The sequence below is a fragment of the Roseivirga sp. genome, from assembly GCF_965216855.1.
Lineage (GTDB): Bacteria > Bacteroidota > Bacteroidia > Cytophagales > Cyclobacteriaceae > Roseivirga.
The window spans coordinates 1407213-1423488 of the sequence record NZ_OZ244204.1; the positions used below are offsets into that span (position 1 = coordinate 1407213).

General features: G+C 42.8%; 18 protein-coding genes. 12 read left to right on the forward strand and 6 right to left on the reverse strand.

The genetic code is table 11. From position 1 onward, the window contains the following. Positions 1-2 precede the first annotated feature (2 nt). From ACOOEY_RS06285 to ACOOEY_RS06320, 8 genes are all read left to right on the forward strand, one after another. A complete protein-coding gene (locus ACOOEY_RS06285) occupies positions 3-287 on the forward strand; it encodes a hypothetical protein (RefSeq protein ID WP_420387827.1) in 285 nt (94 codons plus the stop codon). Between the two features lie 81 nt (positions 288-368). Further along, positions 369-1415 carry a helix-turn-helix domain-containing protein gene (locus tag ACOOEY_RS06290; RefSeq protein WP_420387828.1) on the forward strand — a complete coding sequence of 349 codons (1047 nt, stop codon included), beginning with the start codon at positions 369-371 and terminating at the stop codon, positions 1413-1415. A 71-nt stretch (positions 1416-1486) separates the two neighbouring features. Next, a complete protein-coding gene (locus ACOOEY_RS06295; RefSeq protein ID WP_420387829.1) occupies positions 1487-1846 on the forward strand; it encodes a hypothetical protein in 360 nt (119 codons plus the stop codon). A 2-nt stretch (positions 1847-1848) separates the two neighbouring features. Further along, positions 1849-2217 (forward strand): SPW repeat domain-containing protein, encoded by a 369-nt coding sequence (locus ACOOEY_RS06300; RefSeq protein ID WP_420387830.1) that lies wholly within the window; start codon positions 1849-1851, stop codon positions 2215-2217. Positions 2218-2224: 7 nt separating this feature from the next. After that, on the forward strand, positions 2225-2701 hold the full coding sequence (locus ACOOEY_RS06305; RefSeq protein ID WP_420387831.1) for a YHS domain-containing (seleno)protein: 477 nt from the start codon (positions 2225-2227) through the stop codon (positions 2699-2701). Between the two features lie 109 nt (positions 2702-2810). Further along, the gene (locus tag ACOOEY_RS06310; RefSeq protein WP_420387832.1) at positions 2811-3797 is read left to right on the forward strand and encodes an alpha/beta hydrolase; all 987 of its coding nucleotides are present in this window, start codon (positions 2811-2813) and stop codon (positions 3795-3797) included. A 45-nt stretch (positions 3798-3842) separates the two neighbouring features. Further along, on the forward strand, positions 3843-5669 hold the full coding sequence (locus tag ACOOEY_RS06315; protein WP_420387833.1) for a Xaa-Pro dipeptidyl-peptidase: 1827 nt from the start codon (positions 3843-3845) through the stop codon (positions 5667-5669). Between the two features lie 15 nt (positions 5670-5684). Further along, a complete protein-coding gene (locus tag ACOOEY_RS06320; RefSeq protein WP_420387834.1) occupies positions 5685-6860 on the forward strand; it encodes a DUF4221 family protein in 1176 nt (391 codons plus the stop codon). A gap of 180 nt (positions 6861-7040) precedes the next feature. Here the strand turns inward: ACOOEY_RS06320 and ACOOEY_RS06325 are convergent, their stop codons facing one another. The 4 genes from ACOOEY_RS06325 to ACOOEY_RS06340 are packed head-to-tail and all read right to left on the reverse strand — an operon-like array spanning position 7041 to position 9262. Then, positions 7041-7691 carry an oxidoreductase gene (locus ACOOEY_RS06325; protein ID WP_420387835.1) on the reverse strand — a complete coding sequence of 217 codons (651 nt, stop codon included), beginning with the start codon at positions 7689-7691 and terminating at the stop codon, positions 7041-7043. Continuing rightward, positions 7649-8290, reverse strand: a complete 642-nt coding sequence (locus tag ACOOEY_RS06330) for a thioredoxin family protein (protein ID WP_420387836.1) — start codon at positions 8288-8290, stop codon at positions 7649-7651. Before ACOOEY_RS06330 ends, ACOOEY_RS06325 begins: the two co-directional genes overlap by 43 nt. A 27-nt stretch (positions 8291-8317) precedes the next feature. Next, positions 8318-8737, reverse strand: coding sequence for a YkvA family protein (locus ACOOEY_RS06335; RefSeq protein WP_420387837.1), 420 nt, complete (start codon positions 8735-8737; stop codon positions 8318-8320). 3 nt (positions 8738-8740) lie between these two features. Continuing rightward, positions 8741-9262, reverse strand: coding sequence for a hypothetical protein (locus ACOOEY_RS06340; protein ID WP_420387838.1), 522 nt, complete (start codon positions 9260-9262; stop codon positions 8741-8743). A gap of 80 nt (positions 9263-9342) precedes the next feature. Here ACOOEY_RS06340 and ACOOEY_RS06345 point away from each other — a divergent pair, with 80 nt between their 5' ends. The 3 genes from ACOOEY_RS06345 to ACOOEY_RS06355 are packed head-to-tail and all read left to right on the forward strand — an operon-like array spanning position 9343 to position 12294. After that, positions 9343-9669: a HesB/IscA family protein gene (locus ACOOEY_RS06345; protein WP_420387839.1), complete on the forward strand. Its 327-nt coding sequence runs from the start codon at positions 9343-9345 to the stop codon at positions 9667-9669. A 23-nt stretch (positions 9670-9692) separates the two neighbouring features. Then, positions 9693-11366: a carbamoyltransferase gene (locus ACOOEY_RS06350; RefSeq protein ID WP_420387840.1), complete on the forward strand. Its 1674-nt coding sequence runs from the start codon at positions 9693-9695 to the stop codon at positions 11364-11366. Positions 11367-11397: 31 nt separating this feature from the next. After that, the gene (locus ACOOEY_RS06355) at positions 11398-12294 is read left to right on the forward strand and encodes an ATP-grasp domain-containing protein (RefSeq protein WP_420387841.1); all 897 of its coding nucleotides are present in this window, start codon (positions 11398-11400) and stop codon (positions 12292-12294) included. 319 nt (positions 12295-12613) lie between these two features. Here ACOOEY_RS06355 and ACOOEY_RS06360 read toward each other — a convergent pair whose 3' ends face one another. Next, positions 12614-13159 (reverse strand): REP-associated tyrosine transposase, encoded by a 546-nt coding sequence (locus ACOOEY_RS06360; protein ID WP_420387842.1) that lies wholly within the window; start codon positions 13157-13159, stop codon positions 12614-12616. A 260-nt stretch (positions 13160-13419) separates the two neighbouring features. Between ACOOEY_RS06360 and ACOOEY_RS06365 the strand changes: the two genes are divergently transcribed. After that, a complete protein-coding gene (locus ACOOEY_RS06365; protein ID WP_420387843.1) occupies positions 13420-14316 on the forward strand; it encodes an NAD(P)/FAD-dependent oxidoreductase in 897 nt (298 codons plus the stop codon). Here the strand turns inward: ACOOEY_RS06365 and ACOOEY_RS06370 are convergent. Next, a complete protein-coding gene (locus ACOOEY_RS06370; protein ID WP_420387844.1) occupies positions 14313-16196 on the reverse strand; it encodes an IGHMBP2 family helicase in 1884 nt (627 codons plus the stop codon). The two genes, ACOOEY_RS06365 and ACOOEY_RS06370, sit on opposite strands and share 4 nt — an antisense overlap. Positions 16197-16276 lie beyond the last annotated feature (80 nt).

The following is a 16276-nucleotide window of genomic DNA, read 5'->3' on the forward strand; positions in this document are numbered from 1 at the left end:
TTATGGTATTTGGATATGGACCTGGAAATGAAATGCAGAAGTCGGTTAAAGGCAACCGATCTTTGCTGGGTAAAAGGAAAAGCCTGAAAGACCTGAGAAAAGAGAATGGCCCTTTTTCGGGAGGTCCGATCAAACTCAAAGAAGCCAGTCCGGAAGAGATGGAAGCATTCCGAGCCAAACTCAAAAAACAGCAGAAAAAAGAGCGGATTCAGATTGCCCTTATTTTCATAGGATCTATTGGCATTGGCGCTTTCTTCTGGTACTTCCTTACGGTATACAAAATGTAACTCCCCGGCTGGATGCATTTAAATAAAATGTATCTTATCTGACAACAGAACTGCATTAAACCCTTTCACTTTGTAAATGAAATGGTACAGAAGATTCATCCGAAGGCCAATGAGGTTATTTTCATTAACACCCATTGTATGCTCCATATCCTGGAGGGTACAGGAGGACTGCAGGTAGATTTCAAAAATTATTTCGACTGGGAAGACAAAATCATCTTTCTGGAAAAAGGGCAGTACATCAAATTCATGGCTGCTGATTTCGTAGTGAGAAGAATTGACTTCCCCAGTGAAATTCAGTTTAAAGACAAACAAGTCAGAGTGCTCTTTAAGCACATGGTCAGCCTGGGCTACATCAACTTTGAAGATTGTCTCGACTGTCAGCGCTACCTCAATGAATCTGTATTTGGGGCACCCAAAGACATCATCGATGTTTCGGCCAGGCAATGGTTCTGGCAAAACCCCTTCAATGCACGACCAGAAGAATACCACCTGATATTCGATATCAAGGAATTCATTGATGAGAAGTACAGGGAACAATTACAGCAGGCAGATTTTAAACTGCTGTTCGAGTCGAATGGGTTAAACCCTCACAGGCTTATGACCGATAAGGTCGGTTTAACCATTAAAAGGCTATTGAATAAAAAACGACTCACAGAAAGTCAGAAAGACCTGGTCTTTTCCGGTAAGAGCATTAAGGAAATAGCCTACGACCATGGATTTAATGACCCTGCTTACTTCAACCGGGTGTTCAAAAAAGAGACCTCAAAGACTCCGGGAGAATTCATTGAACAGTCCGGAATTGAAAAGGAAGACGCTTTCAATACACAACTCTTCGATTTACTTCACCAATTCCATACTCAACATAGGGAGTTGGGCTTCTATGCCGACAAGATGAACCTTTCAGTAAAGGCTCTCAGCCATCAGGTAAAGGAAAAGCTACAGATAAGCCTGGGTCAACTGATCAGACAACAGATCATTAAAACAGCCAAGAGGTTATTAGAGGAGCAAATGCCTATCACCGAAGTAGCCTTCTCTCTTGGTTTCGAAGAGCCTAATCATTTCAGCCAGTTCTTCAAACACTATACACAATTCACCCCAAGTCAATACCTGAATAAAAAGTCCAATTGATGGGGCTTTTTTTGTAGGTATTCAGCCCTTGCAACCCTGCACCTTTGTCCTGTGACAAAACAAAAAATCACATGGACATAAAAGAACAAGTAAGAAAAATGGACGAAATGGTATCGCAAGGCGATATCGTAAACGCAGTAAAGCAATTCTTTGCAGCCACTGCCGACACTTCTGACTACGGAGGGGTGAAGACTTCTACTAAAGATCAGATGGTGGAAAAAATGGAAGGCTTTACAGGAGCCATTGCACAGGTCAATGGAATCACTCACCACAGAACCATCATCGATGGTAATGCTTCAGCTTCAGAGTTCACTTTCAGTTTCGACATGAAGGATAACTCAAAGATTCTTTGGCATGAGATCATCAGAAGAATCTGGAACGATGCCGGTGAGGTAGTACAAGAAACCTACTTTGACGCCAAAATAGCCTAATCATGAAACTGAGATTTATTTCTCCCACAGTTCATGGTATTATCGACTATTCAGCTGCCGTGGCGCTGATCTCCAGTCCTTTTCTACTGGGATTGGGTGAAAGTGCGGCCATGGCCAAGTGGCTATCAGTTGCTACAGGAGTGGCGGTAATTGTAGTGAGTCTGAACACCACCTATAAGTTCAGTCTGCTCAATACCATTCCATTCGATGGTCACCTGCTGATCGATCTATTGGCGGCCACTACCTTCGCGGTGGCTCCTTTTCTCTTCCACTTCGAGGGGATAGACATGTACTACTATATCGCCAATGCGGTGGTAGTATTCCTGGTAGTCGCACTCAGCGACAATTGTGAAACATCAACAAATGAATAATTAAATCATGAAAACAATCAGAAGAATCGCCATGTACTTCATGGCCCTTACACTCGTAAGCCAATTGGCTTTGGCTCAAGACAAAAAAGCCTTTAACATTGACAACAGTAACATTGCATTGGAAGGATACTCTCCTGTTTCCTACCTGGACTTAGGTCTTGCACAGAAAGGTTTGAAAGAATTCAAATCAGAGCACGACAAAGTAGTTTACTACTTCACCTCTGCAGAGCAAAAACAGAAATTCGACAAAAACCCGGACAAATATCTTCCTCAATATGGCGGATACTGTGCCTTCGGTGTATATGCCGGTGCTAAGTTCAGACCAGATCCAAATAAATTTATCGTGAAGGATGGTAAATACTTCCTTTACCTCTACAACCTGGAGCTGGATGCACAACAACTATGGTTGAAAGAAAATAACCATGCTGGTTTGGTTAAAAAAGCCAATGACAATTGGGACAAGTTGAAAAAGACTTACAATTGATTATTGGGGTAACTTTGTTGGAGGGGAGGTCAAAAGACCTCCCTTTTTTATTGGTACCCATCAAACAAAATGATCCCGGTTTTCATCCATTATGTAAGCAATTACATATATGAAACACTTTTTACTCACGCTACTACTATCCGGACAACTTGTTGCACAATCCAATATTCAAATTCCTCCAGGTAAAATGGTGGAAATGGGTGGTTACAAGATGCACTACCTCGAAACAGGAGAATCTAAGAATGGGCCTACAGTTATATTTTTTCACGGTGCTGGCGACATCGCTTTACACTGGAACCTTGTTCTCCCTCTTGTGGCTGAATTTGCTCATTCCATAGCCATTGATCAAAATGGAGAAGGCTGGAGTGAACATGGTCACGGTAATTCTCTGAAACAACAGGTTTATGACTCCCATCAAATGCTTAAAGAGGCTGGCATATCAGGGCCTTACATTGTAGTTGGCCATTCATTAGGCGGAATATTAGCCCATCAGTTCGCTGTTCAGTACAAGCGTGAAACAGCCGGTTTAATATTCGTAGATGCCACACATCCTGATGTGGTCTTAAAAATATTCAATCGTGAGAGTGAAACTATGGAATGGAAACAGATGCGCCTCAATGCCAAAAGAGAAGTACCCGAGGTGTCTACCGGCTCCATAAACTCTGAAAGGGAAATTGCTTCTTTTAAGGCACAACGAGACTTTGGAGATCAGTTAGAAAAGTTCAGCCAGGAGGATCAGCAAAGGTTCAACTGGATTTACAATGAACGTCCATGGACCTATATTAAAGGACAGTCTTCCACCTATGAGGCCGAAATATTTCAGGAAATGTATGAACACTACGATCAATATGATTTAGGTGATCTTCCTTTGGTCGTTATCACCGGAGTTAAGAAGAAAAAACCAGAGGGCGATGAAAACTGGAGTGGTAAAGCGCTAAGGCATCACTCCAGACAACTTCAAAAAGACTTTTTGAAATTGTCTACCAACAGCCAACAGATCATAGCCAAAAAGAGTGGGCATAGCATTCATATCGATCAACCGGAGCTAATCGCATCTGTGATCAAGGACATGCTCATGGAATTAGCCAGGAATTAGAAAGCATAATTTTCTAACTTGTTGACCTGCATTAAACTCAAGTTCATGAAGCGTCATCAGTTATTCCTTCTTTCAGGTCTAATCCTATTTGTTTTTTCGTCATGCTACGCACAGGAAGCCAAACCGATATTTGAAAATGGAGAGGCACAGGTTGTCCCTGCTTTCAACAATCCTGATGAATGGATACGTGAAGACCTATGGGTAGAAACCGAGTTTGATACGGATGGTGATGGCAAACCGGACAGAGTGCATGTTGATGTTACCCGACCTCGTCAAACAGAAACCGAAGGGTTAAAACTACCTGTAGTCTATGAAAGCAGCCCATATTATGCAGGCACAGCCGGTCTGGCCAAAGGATTATTCTGGAATGTGGAGCATGAACTGGGTGCTCCTCCTCCTCCTCGTACCCATGTTGAAGTACAGCGAAGAGGTGAAAGACCGATTATTTCAAATTCACAAATCAGAACCTGGGTGCCAAGGGGCTATATCGTAGTCCATTCTTCCTCACCAGGCACAGGGCTGTCTGATGGTTCACCTACCGTTGGAGGAGATAACGAGTCGCTGGCACCTAAAGCAGTGATAGAGTGGTTGGCAGGAAAAGACAACGGTTATACCAGCCGTGACGGCAATGAAAAAGTAATGGCCTACTGGTCAACCGGTAGAGTCGGCATGACAGGCACTTCTTACAATGGTACATTACCCCTGGCCGCTGCTACCACCGGAGTAGATGGGCTAAAAGCCATCATTCCCATTGCGCCTAACACCTCTTATTATCACTATTACCGTTCAAATGGCCTGGTGAGAAGCCCTGGCGGATACCTGGGTGAAGATATTGACGTGCTATATGATTTCATCCATAGCGGTGATGAATCTAAAAGAGCTTATAGCAATGAAAAGATTCGCGATACCGAAATGGCCAACAACCTGGACCGAATTACCGGAGACTATAATGATTTCTGGGCGGGGCGCGACTATCTCAATGATATGAAGCCCATGAAAGCCGCCTTGCTTATGTCTCATGGTTTCAATGACTGGAATGTAATGCCTGAACATAGCTACCGTATTGCCATGAAGGCCAAGGAAATGGGTTTGCCTGTTCAAATTTTTTATCACCAGGCAGGTCATGGTGGGCCGCCACCAATGACTTTAATGAACAGATGGTTTACCAGGTACCTGCACGGCATTGATAATGGTGTGGAAAATGATGCCAAAGCCTGGATTGTCAGAGAGGGCGATGATCGACAAAACCCGACTTCTTATGCTGACTATCCAAATCCTCAAGCGAGCCAGGTAACATTCTACCCTCAGCCAGGGGGCAACAGTCAGGGACTGTTGAGCACAAAGAAGGGCAATAAGAAAGACACCGAAATATTGACTGACAATGTCAACTTCAGTGGGTCGGAGCTGGCGCAAGCCAGTAATTCTGATAACAGATTACTTTATGTGAGTCCAACGCTGACAGAAGACCTGCACATTTCAGGAGTGAGTGAGGTGACCATTAAATTAGCCAGCAGTAAACCCGCAGCTAACCTTTCAGTCTGGCTCGTATCATTGCCATGGAACAATGCAGATGATGCCATGATCTACGACAATATTATCACCAGAGGCTGGGCCGATCCGCAAAATCACAAGTCCATCAGTGAAAGTGACCCCTTAGAACCAGGAAAGTTTTATACCATCACTTTTGATTTGCAGCCAGATGATCAAATCGTTCCGGCCGGGCAGCAAATTGGTTTAATGATCTTTTCCAGTGATAAGGAATTTACCCTACATCCACAGCCTGGAACTCAACTCACGATTGACTTAAATGGCACCCGTCTGACCTTGCCGATTGTCGGTGGAAAGAAAGCAGTGGACTCAGCTATGAAATAAAATAAATCTACAGCAATGAAACACACACTTGTGATTACTGCCATATTAGGCTTGTTTATTTATTCCTGCCAACCAACCTCTCACGAAGAAGCAGAACATTCATTTAACCTGATTCCAAGTGGCAAGTTGGTTTCTATTGAATTAGACAGTGTCACAAATTTCTACCAACAATTAACATTTCGGGTTGATCAAACCACGGAAGGAGAACCTGTTATTTCTTTCATTAACTATATTAACAGCTCTGTTTACATATACTCGGCCACAACTGGTGATCAATTGGTTTCCTTTCAGTTAAACAGGGAGGGACCTCAAGGTATTGGTGATCCGGTTATCTCAACCTTATTGATTCACAATCTGGATTCCATATTCGTTTACAGCGCCAGCCGTGCCTCACTGTTTTTATTCAATAGAGAAGGTCAATTGATGGAGAAGCAGGTAATCATGCGCTTTGATGATGATTCTGTTCCCATTATGCCCGAGCCCATTGGCTTAAACAGGATGATCATAGCAGGAAACCAGATATTCTTACCCTCTATCTTTAAAAGAAGATTGAAAAGCTATCAAGGAGTACCCAGCGTTACGCGATTCAACCTGAATGACAAAACTGTCCATACCCAGTATCCATATCCCAACCGTTATTCAGAGGCTCACTGGGGTGCAACATTCAAATACAATACGTCTTTAGCTTTCATTCCTGACCGACAAGAAATTCTGGTAAGTTATCCCATCATTGATGAACTATACGCTTACAGCCTGAATGATCCCAATAAGAGCTCTAAGCATATGGCGTCATCTCAATGGATCGATCAATTCGAGCCGTTTAATGAAGATATCACTTTAGGGATGAGCAACCCCTCCCCAGAATACTGGGAAGACATGAATGATTATAGCCTGAAGACCTCTGACTATGCCGGGCTGATTTTCAATCCTTTTAACAAAACCATTTACCGCATTACTTTTGTAAGACCAACAGAAGAGGAATACGATTCTGGAAACAAGGCTACCAATCTGGGTATAACTGCTTATGATTTGAATTACAACAAACTGGCAGAAATAAAACTAAACAATAGCTCTTACCAGCCAAGCATGATTGCCTACAATCAAGACGGACTATTATTAGCTCGTACTGACCTTTTTGAAGAGAATGAAGATGTTATGTCTTTAGAGCTAATCCAGCTTGTCAAAAAATAAAAGCCTTCAAATCAACTTGCATTTTCCTCATAATCTCAGCCTGGAACTCAATTGATATTGACTTAAATGGCACCAGTCTGACCTTGCCGATTGTCGGTGGCAAGAAAACAGTGGATCAGGCCATGAAGCGGATTTTAGATCAATTATCAAATTGACCCATTGCCAAATCTTCAAATTGGCCTACATTTTCCTCATGATCTCCGACTCATAGAAGTAGCAACCTTTATCTTCCTGACGCGCTACCTTCATCATGGCATCGACAATTTTGTCTGCATGAATGGGCCTGTATTTTTTCCAGGGACCTAAAAATGGAATGAGTCGTGTAATGAACTGGGCAAAACGTTCTCCAGGCCTGCGCTCCTCTCTTAGCCCTCTAATCAGTGAAGGCTTGAAGATATAAATGGTTCTGTAATCAAGAAATGAGATTCTATCTTCCAATTCACCCTTAACCCTATTGTAAAAGAAGCGACTCTTCTTGTTGGAACCCATGGCGGAAACCAAAAAGAATCTATCAGCTCCATGCTCCAATGCTTTCTTAGCCAATTCATAGCAGTAGGTAAAATCCACTTTATAAAAAGCGTCTTTCGAACCTGCCTTTTTCATGGTTGTACCAAGACAACAGAAGATATCATCCCCTTTGGGGAAATCATTCATTGCTGAAATTGTATCGAAATCAACGGTAAGCTCCTGGAGCTTCTCGTGCTGGATGCCTAATGGCTTGCGGACCAAAGCAACGACCTGACCGTAGTTCTTGCTTTGTAAAAGGTTTTGAGTGAGTGACCTCCCAATCAGCCCGCTTGCACCGGCAATGATTGCAGTTTTTGAATCCATACATCTAAAATAGCCAAAAATTCATTTTGAAAGGTGATTCCCTTGTCTTTGGCATACCAGAGGTGCATGTATTCGCTGAATTCTTTTCCTGAGCGCTCTCCTGAAATCTTGTTTTCCAGAAACTCCTTTTGAATAGGAGCAGGTCTTGGGCCCCATTGTCCTAATACATCCTGATGCTGAGAAAGACCAATAATAATGGGAATGGAGCGGGCTCCGTTCGTAAGGAACTGATTCATCAATTCAGGATTTTCATCTCGTAGTATGAACTTCAGTTCTATTTGCGGATTCTCCTCAGCCAGTTTGGCAACAAATGGCAGCAGTTGACCAGCATCTCCACACCAGCCTTCGGTAATTACCAACCAGGTCATGGGCTGAGTAATGTCCTTTACTTTCTCGACAAGTTCGGGGTTAAGCTGTCCGATTTTCTCCCACTTCTTCATTCGCTTTTGGCTCATGAGAGCGTAACTGATATAGGATTCAGATTGATTACTACCTGTAGTTTTACCTTCGGCCAGTAAATCATCAATCAATTGACGATAGCTCGAATAGTCGTAAGCTTTTTTAATCAGTTCTGAAGTGATGGACATAACCTTGCTCATTTTTAGAATAATGAGCAAACACTATGTTTAACGGGAAAGGTTCACTTCTTCCCACTCTTTGTAGCGGGAAAGGTCGTCTTTGAATGATTTCCCCAGCCATGCAAGGATAGTTGCGTCATCCAGAAGACCTGCCACCGGAATAAAATCAGGAAGTGCATCAAGGGGTGCAATGAAGTAAAGAAGGCCGGCTATGATCATCACCATGGTTTGCCAGGGCATATCAGGATAGGCGCCAGAAACTGAGTTAGAAACCATTCGGATGATAAGATTCAGATAAGCAACGATCTTCCCTTTCAGGCTATCATCGTTCTCCATTCTATCCAGTTTATCCTGAACCTTCACCAATACATTTTTCAAAGCGCTGGAGTCACCAACAATCTGCATGGCTTTGTCTTTAAAGCGATTGAAAAATCTTTTTTCGGTAGCATTAGGTTCTGTTCTGGCCATATCTTACATCAGTTGTCTTGCTTCAGCCTTTACAAAAGTAAGGGATTCGGCAATGGGATCTGAACTCTCCTTTATCATACGGTCAAATATCGCTTCTGCCAAATCTATTGCATTATTTTTCTCTGTCATTTTTTCAGCAGCGGCCTGCACGAGAGAAACGACATCATTCACTGCAGACTTGGTTCTCTTCCAGGCTTCATCACTTACATATACCTGTTGCGAAAGATTGTGATTCAGCTCTTCTCTGATTTCCCTTTGCAGTAATTGTTGAAATTCAAATGCCGAAATGGAAGGATCACTCAGTCTGAGCAACATGTTATTCGGGGAAACCCTCTCCAGTAACAAAGCCAGACGCTCATAAGCCTGTAGTCTCAAGGGCAAGGTGGTTTCTGTTTGTTTTAGTCGTACTTCTATAAGTTTCTGATCATACTGTTTCTGCAGAAAATTCCGCATCACCAGAAACATGGCGTACATCACTAAAATGGCTGGAACTAAGATTTTGATAAACTCGGTTATATAATCCATAAACAGTTGCCTTAATTATTGGCTCAATTTGGATTTGAAAATAGTGAGAATCTACAATAGGTATTAAGTTTACACCAGAAATGCAGAAAAATTCTACAATCCCGGTACCACAACCAGTTAAACTGACAGATAAAGCCATTGCTGAAGTGAGGAATATTATGGAAAACAAAAATATTCCCGAAGGCTATGGCCTGAGGATTGGAGTAAAAGGTGGTATGGGTTGTGCCGGCCTTGGCTATATGCTGGGATTCGACAAACCCAAGGAAGGTGATATTAACTATGAGGTAGAAGGCATACCGGTTCATATAGAAAAGAGGCAAACCATGTACCTTATTGGTCTGCAGGTAGATTTCTATGAGGGCAGTGACGCCAGAGGCTTTACCTTTATCAGTCCCGGCCAGACCTAATACCTACTCACAACACACACTCATTGAAAAAAGACATCTACATTTTAGGCACCGGACTTTCTCATAATGGATCGACCGTACTCTTAAAAAATGGTCACGTTCTGGTAGGCATAGAGAAAGAACGTCTCAGCAGAATTAAACATGATGGAGGAAACGACACACTGACCGTTAATTATTGCCTTGAGACGGCTGGTATAAGTCTGAAAGAGGTAGATCTCGTAGTACAGTGTGAAAACTTTGTTATCCCATCGAAAAATCGGTTCAAAGGACCACGTGTTTTTGAAGATTTCCCCGAAGACCGGTTCATCTCAATCTCCCATCACCTGGCTCATGCTTATAGTGCCATAGGCACCTGTCCTTTCGAAGAGTTCAATGTTTTGGTAATCGATGGCTGTGGTAGCCCATATGATCAATGCACTGAACCGACACTACCTTCACTGGAATCATTGGCATTGAGTTTAAATGAGGGACTGATCTGTGAAAAAGACAGCTTTTACCATTATGATGGGAAAAAGCTCCACACAGTCTTTAAAGATTTCAGCCCATTCAACACCCGGAAGTCTGGCTGGCTTCCCACCACCAATCATTCTATTGGGGGCTTTTATTCAGCCATCAGCCATTACTGTTTTGGTAATATGGATGATGTTGGAAAACTGATGGGGTTAGCTCCTTTTGGCAAACGGGCTATTGAGCATGAGGCTTTTGAATTGAAGGAAGGCCGTGTATTCCTGAAGTCTGATTGGGACAAACCTCTAATTCAGGAAGCCAATGACTGGGAAGGATTTAAAGCTAATCGACAACATTATGCCGATATGGCCTTTTGGGCTCAAAGACAAGTTGAAAAGGCCTTACTATATGTCTTTCAATCACGCTTAAAGAACAAAGACGTCCTACCCCTGGCCTATTCAGGAGGGGTTGCGCTGAATGCTGTGGCCAACAGCCTGATACTAAGGTCAGGACTGATCGATAAGCTGTATATAGAACCTGCTGCCGCTGATAATGGGCTGGCCCTCGGCTGCGCCTATTACGGATGGTTAGAAATACTTCAAGGGAAAAGGCAAGCTCACAATGGCAATACCTGCTTCGGGAAAAGCTATACTTTCGATTTAAACAATCAATTCAAGAATGAGCTTCAATCATGTTCTGTAAAAGAAATGGACGAAGAAGAACTGGTTGCAACTACCGCCCGTCTGATCAAAGAGAATAAAACGGTAGGCTGGTTTCAGGGAGGTTGTGAATTTGGGCCACGCGCCTTAGGCCGAAGGTCCATACTGGCCAACCCGGGCAACAAGGACATGCAAGATCATATCAACGCCAACATCAAATTTAGAGAAGACTTTAGGCCATTTGCACCCGCAATATTGATTAATGAGCTTTCTCGCTTATTTCTGGACCAGTTCGATAGCCCATATATGATTCTGATTGACAGACCTCAGGAAGACGCTTATGAACAGCTAGCCGCCACCATTCATGCCGATGGTACCTCCAGAACACAAACCGTAGATGCCGGCTGGAATCCCAGATTCTATCGGCTACTGGAAGCCATTAAAGCGGAAACCGGTACCGGTGCTGTTTTAAATACCTCATTCAATAGAAAAGGACAGCCTATGGTGGAACAGCCGTACGAGGCCATTGAGCTTTTTCTAAATTCGGCATTGGACGTTTTGGTTATAGAAAACCATCTTATTTGTAAGTAATCTTTCGTTTATTAGCGCCAAAATTGAAGCCTTGGAAGACTCACTTTACGACATCATTGTCTTGACAGACGACCGCTATGTCAACCCTGAAAATCCTAACTGGTACATTCAGAATATCCTGCAGGAAGATGGCCTTGTGGTAGAGGCCCTCAAGGCCAAGGGATATCGAGTGGGCAGGAAAAGCTGGAGCGATCCGGACTTTGACTGGTCTCACACCAGGGCCATAGTTTTCCGCACAACCTGGGACTATTTCGATCGATATGAGGAATGGAAAAACTGGCTTGAATCGGTCAGTCAGGTAACTGAAATGATCAATCCATATGAACTCATTCGTTGGAACATGGACAAACACTATCTGTCTGACCTACAAGAGAAAGGAATTAATATCCCTGAAACACATTATGTAGAAATAGGAGTCACTACCACGCTTACTGCCCTGTTTGCCCAAAAAGGCTGGACAGAGTGTATTCTCAAGCCTTGTATTTCAGGAGCAGCCAGACACACTTACAGAATTGACCTGAGCAATATCCATGAACATGAAGCCACTTTTCAACAACTCATTCTGGAAGAGGCAATGATGCTTCAACCCTTTCAGAAAAATGTGGTTGAAAAAGGAGAGATTTCATTGATGGTTATGGGAGGACAGTTTACCCATGCCGTACTCAAAATAGCTAAACCGGGAGACTTCAGAGTACAAGACGACTTTGGCGGGACGGTTCATGAATATGAGCCAACTGCGGAAGAAATTGCCTTTGCTGAAAAAGCGGTAGCTGCCTGCTCGCCTCAACCATTTTACGCAAGAGTTGATATCATCCGTGACAATCAGGAAAACCTGGCTGTGATTGAAATGGAGCTAATAGAACCCGAGCTATGGTTCAGGCTCAAGCCTGAAGCAGCCGAGGTTTTGGCCCGATCTATTTCTATCTGATTGAAGCCTTCCTTCTTAAAAGACTCACTAATAATTTTACCTTGTTTGTAGAGAGGTTGGCACGGAAAGACAGATATATTCCATTGTAAACCGCAGTTTAATCTGAGCCAAGAGAATAAAGGCATTTGAAATGCTTACCTCTGCAGTCCTCGTTACAAACGAGGACCAGTTAAAATGACTGATTATCTCATTCTATTGGGGAATAGTTCTAAAGATTGAGTTATTGACTTAGTCAGAATTTAAACCTATTTGTAATAAAGTACTTCATATCTCGACCTCGTTTGTAACGAGGTTTTTAGAGAAAGGCGTGTATACGCCCTCATATAACCTCAGTTTTTACCAGACCCTTACCTCCTGCATAATCAATTGCACTGCTATAAAGGTAATGTTCTGGACTAGCAACCAGGTGTGCTCTAACTGGATTCATATGAATGTAATTAATCTTACTCAGGGCATCGATGTTTTGAAGACTCACTGCATGATTACCATCCTTCCAAAGCTTAAAATTCTCAGCTCTTCGTGTACGTCTGGCCTCGAAACCAAATTTATCCAGAAGCCAATCTTTTCTGCTTTCCGGAATTTCCTGTATCAAGTCCAGAATTCTTTTTGATGTAAATTTCTTGAAGTCTCTTAGAAAAGCAGACATACCAACAGGAGCATCAACACGACCGACCAAATGCACATGATTCGACATGATAACCCAGGCATTGATCTCTAGTTTTTTAAATTGAATGCAGTAATTCAATGAATCTACAATGACATCTCTGTAATCCACACGTGTAAAAATGTCAATCCAATGGATAACAGTAATTGTCAAAAAATAGTAGCCAAATTGATCCTGTATCTTGTAAGTGTCTCCTGACATGATACTTAATTATTTATTTTTAATATTAAATATAATTTTTAAATGTAAATTAAAACAATCTAACACAGCAATACTGTCAAGTTCCTTTTCAGAAACACTTAGCGCGAAGGCATTTAAAGGCTAATCTGACAGTCCTCGTTACAAACGAGGACCAGTTAAAGTTTTCATTGAAGTGGCTAGCCAAGTATTTTCAAATCATTTATGCAACATAGTTGCATTTAAATTTCACATGAGTACCTTTGAACTCAAAGAAACTCAAAATGATGCAATACGATGTAATTGTGGTAGGTGGCAGCTACTCTGGCCTTTCTGCGGCCATGACCCTTGGACGTTCCCTACGAAAAACATTGATCATAGACTCGGGCAAACCCTGTAATCGATATACACCCCACTCGCATAACTTCATTACCCATGATGGCCGTAAACCAGCAGAAATTGCAAGCCTGGCTCTGGAACAGGTGTTAAAGTATGATACTGTTGAGTTCAAGTCGGGTTTAGTAACCCAGGGAAAAAAAACACAAGATGGATTCCAAATTTTAACTTCTGATGGAGAACAATTCACCACCAAACGACTCATTATTGCTTCAGGCCTGAAAGATTTACTCCCTGAAATTCCCGGCTTATTAGACTGTTGGGGTAAAAGTGTTATCCATTGCCCCTACTGTCATGGTTACGAAGTGCGAATGGAAAAGACCGGTATCCTGGCCAGTGGCGATATGGCCCACCACTATGCCCAGCTAATTTCTCACTGGACTCAAGAGTTGAGTATTTTTACTAATGGTCCTCATCATCTCACGGACGAGCAATTGGAGTCTATTACTAAACACGGCATTCCAATTATTGAAACAGAGGTACAGGAAATATTTCACGACAAGGGACAGATAAACGAGTTACTGTTAAAGGATGGGTCAAGACACCCGTTGAAAGCTATTTATCATGGGCCACGCTTCGAACAACATAGTCCATTGTCTGAACAGCTCGGCTGTGAACTAACAGATCATGGCTTAATCAAAGTAGACCCACTTCAAAGAACAACAATTCACGGAGTCTCTGCCTGTGGAGATGCTTCCAATATGCGCTCTGTGTCAGTAGCCGTTTCTTCAGGAACAGTGGCAGGTTCTGGAGTCAACTACGACATGATTCTTGAAAGCTTTTAATATAGATATTCGAATGCCGAATGATAGCCATTGATTTGCTGTGCATAATCAATCACGGCATTATAAAAAGGGTCCTTTCCCAGGGTACCTGAGTCACCAATAATGACAAGACGCGTTTTGGCCCTGGTCATGGCAACATTCATTCTTCGGTATTCCTTCAGAAAGCCGATCTCATTTTTATCGTTAGACCGAGTCAGGCTGATATAGATAATGTCTCGTTCCTGCCCTTGAAATGCATCGACTGAATTGATGCTGATTTGCTCACGGACATCATCGAGACCACCTGCATCTTTGACTAGGTCTCTGAGTACTTCAACCTGAGCTTTATAAGGAGCAATAATACCGATAGAAGAACTCTCGAGTTGATTCTCTGTTAAATGTCTGACCAGCAACGATGCCTCCTCCTCATTATAAGTACTAAGCGTTTGCTTCTTTACTTTTTCGGTAAAGCCGGTACCAGCAGTATCTATGAAAATGAAATGATCGTACTCAGCCGCCCTTTCTCGTTCTACAACTGAATCGGCTGTAATCAAACCACCCTGATAAAAGTATTTACTGGAAAACTCCATAATCTGCGGATGCATTCTATATTGAGTCTCCAACATAACAGAGGCAGAAGGTATCTTCATAGCCTTCTCAAACAAGGTGTTCTCCAGTCCTTCCTTAGCGGCCTTGATCGACTTTACTGTTGGAGGTAACTGCAGATGATCTCCTGCCATTACCACCCGGAAAGCCTTTCGTATGGCAATCCATGCTGCCGGTTCCAGGGCTTGAGAAGCCTCATCGATAAAGACAGTTTTGAACATTCGTTCATTGACCAATGAATGAGTAGAACCAACCAGTGTACAGGCAATCACCTGTGCTCTATCCAGCAAGTCTTCCGTAATATGACGTTCAATATGATCTGCATCCTCTTTCAACATTCTGGCTTCCTTGCGCAACAGATTACGTTGCATTCGCTCATGGCTGCCAAAATTACGCTTATACTTACCGGCCATTCTGCGGTATTCCTCAGAGCGCTTTCGAATCTCACGCAACTCCTTAAAGTAGCCATGCCTGGAAATCTTGACATCAAGGCTATTCTCAATTACCTCCGGAGTGAGTCTGGCCGGGTGACCCAGCCTAAGGACATCCAGCCCCATACTATCCAGCTTCTCTACTAACAGATCAACCGCTGCATTGCTCTGCGCACAAACCAATACCTGTTTCTCGCTTTTTACTACTTCCTTAATAGCATTGACCAAAGTAGTGGTCTTTCCCGTTCCGGGAGGGCCATGTATAACGGCCAGATCCTGCGCATTAAAAATATTAGTCAATGCTTTGTTCTGGCTGTCATTCAGGTTGACAGATTGAAACTCAAAACCATTTTTGAAAGTCGGAGCCTTTGCGCCATAGAAAGTCTCACGCAAATCAGCCAATCGTCCATGCTCTGCATTGAGCACTTCTTTAAGGGCTTTGTGCATTTCGCGGTAACTGCCCTCATCAAACAATAGATTAACTCCCAGTTTGCCATCATAGATCCAATCAGGCAGGTCGTCCTGATTGATGACAATCTTCATCTTATGCTCCCTGATATAACTCACCACCCCTTGTGTTGAGCAACTATCTTCGTCATGTCCGGAAAACAAGTTGACAACGGCTCCGGACTGAAAGGCGTGATTCTGTTCTAAATGTGAAGTTCTTTCCAGCTCAATGGTATACCTTTCACCGGTACTAATGAAGTGGTTAGTCTTTACTACAGGATACCAGGTAACACCTTGCCTTCTTCTTTCATCGAGAGAAGTATTCAGCATTTTCTGCTGATACTGGGCATAATCTTCATCCTTCTCAATTGTCAGAAGGTCTATCAATCGGGATATTTCGGCCTGTGCTGGAGTCATTGCTTAGATAGGCCGCAAGATGGTGGATTGTTCTGATATAGAATAAGTCTTTGCACACTTTGCTAGTTCGGTGATCAAAA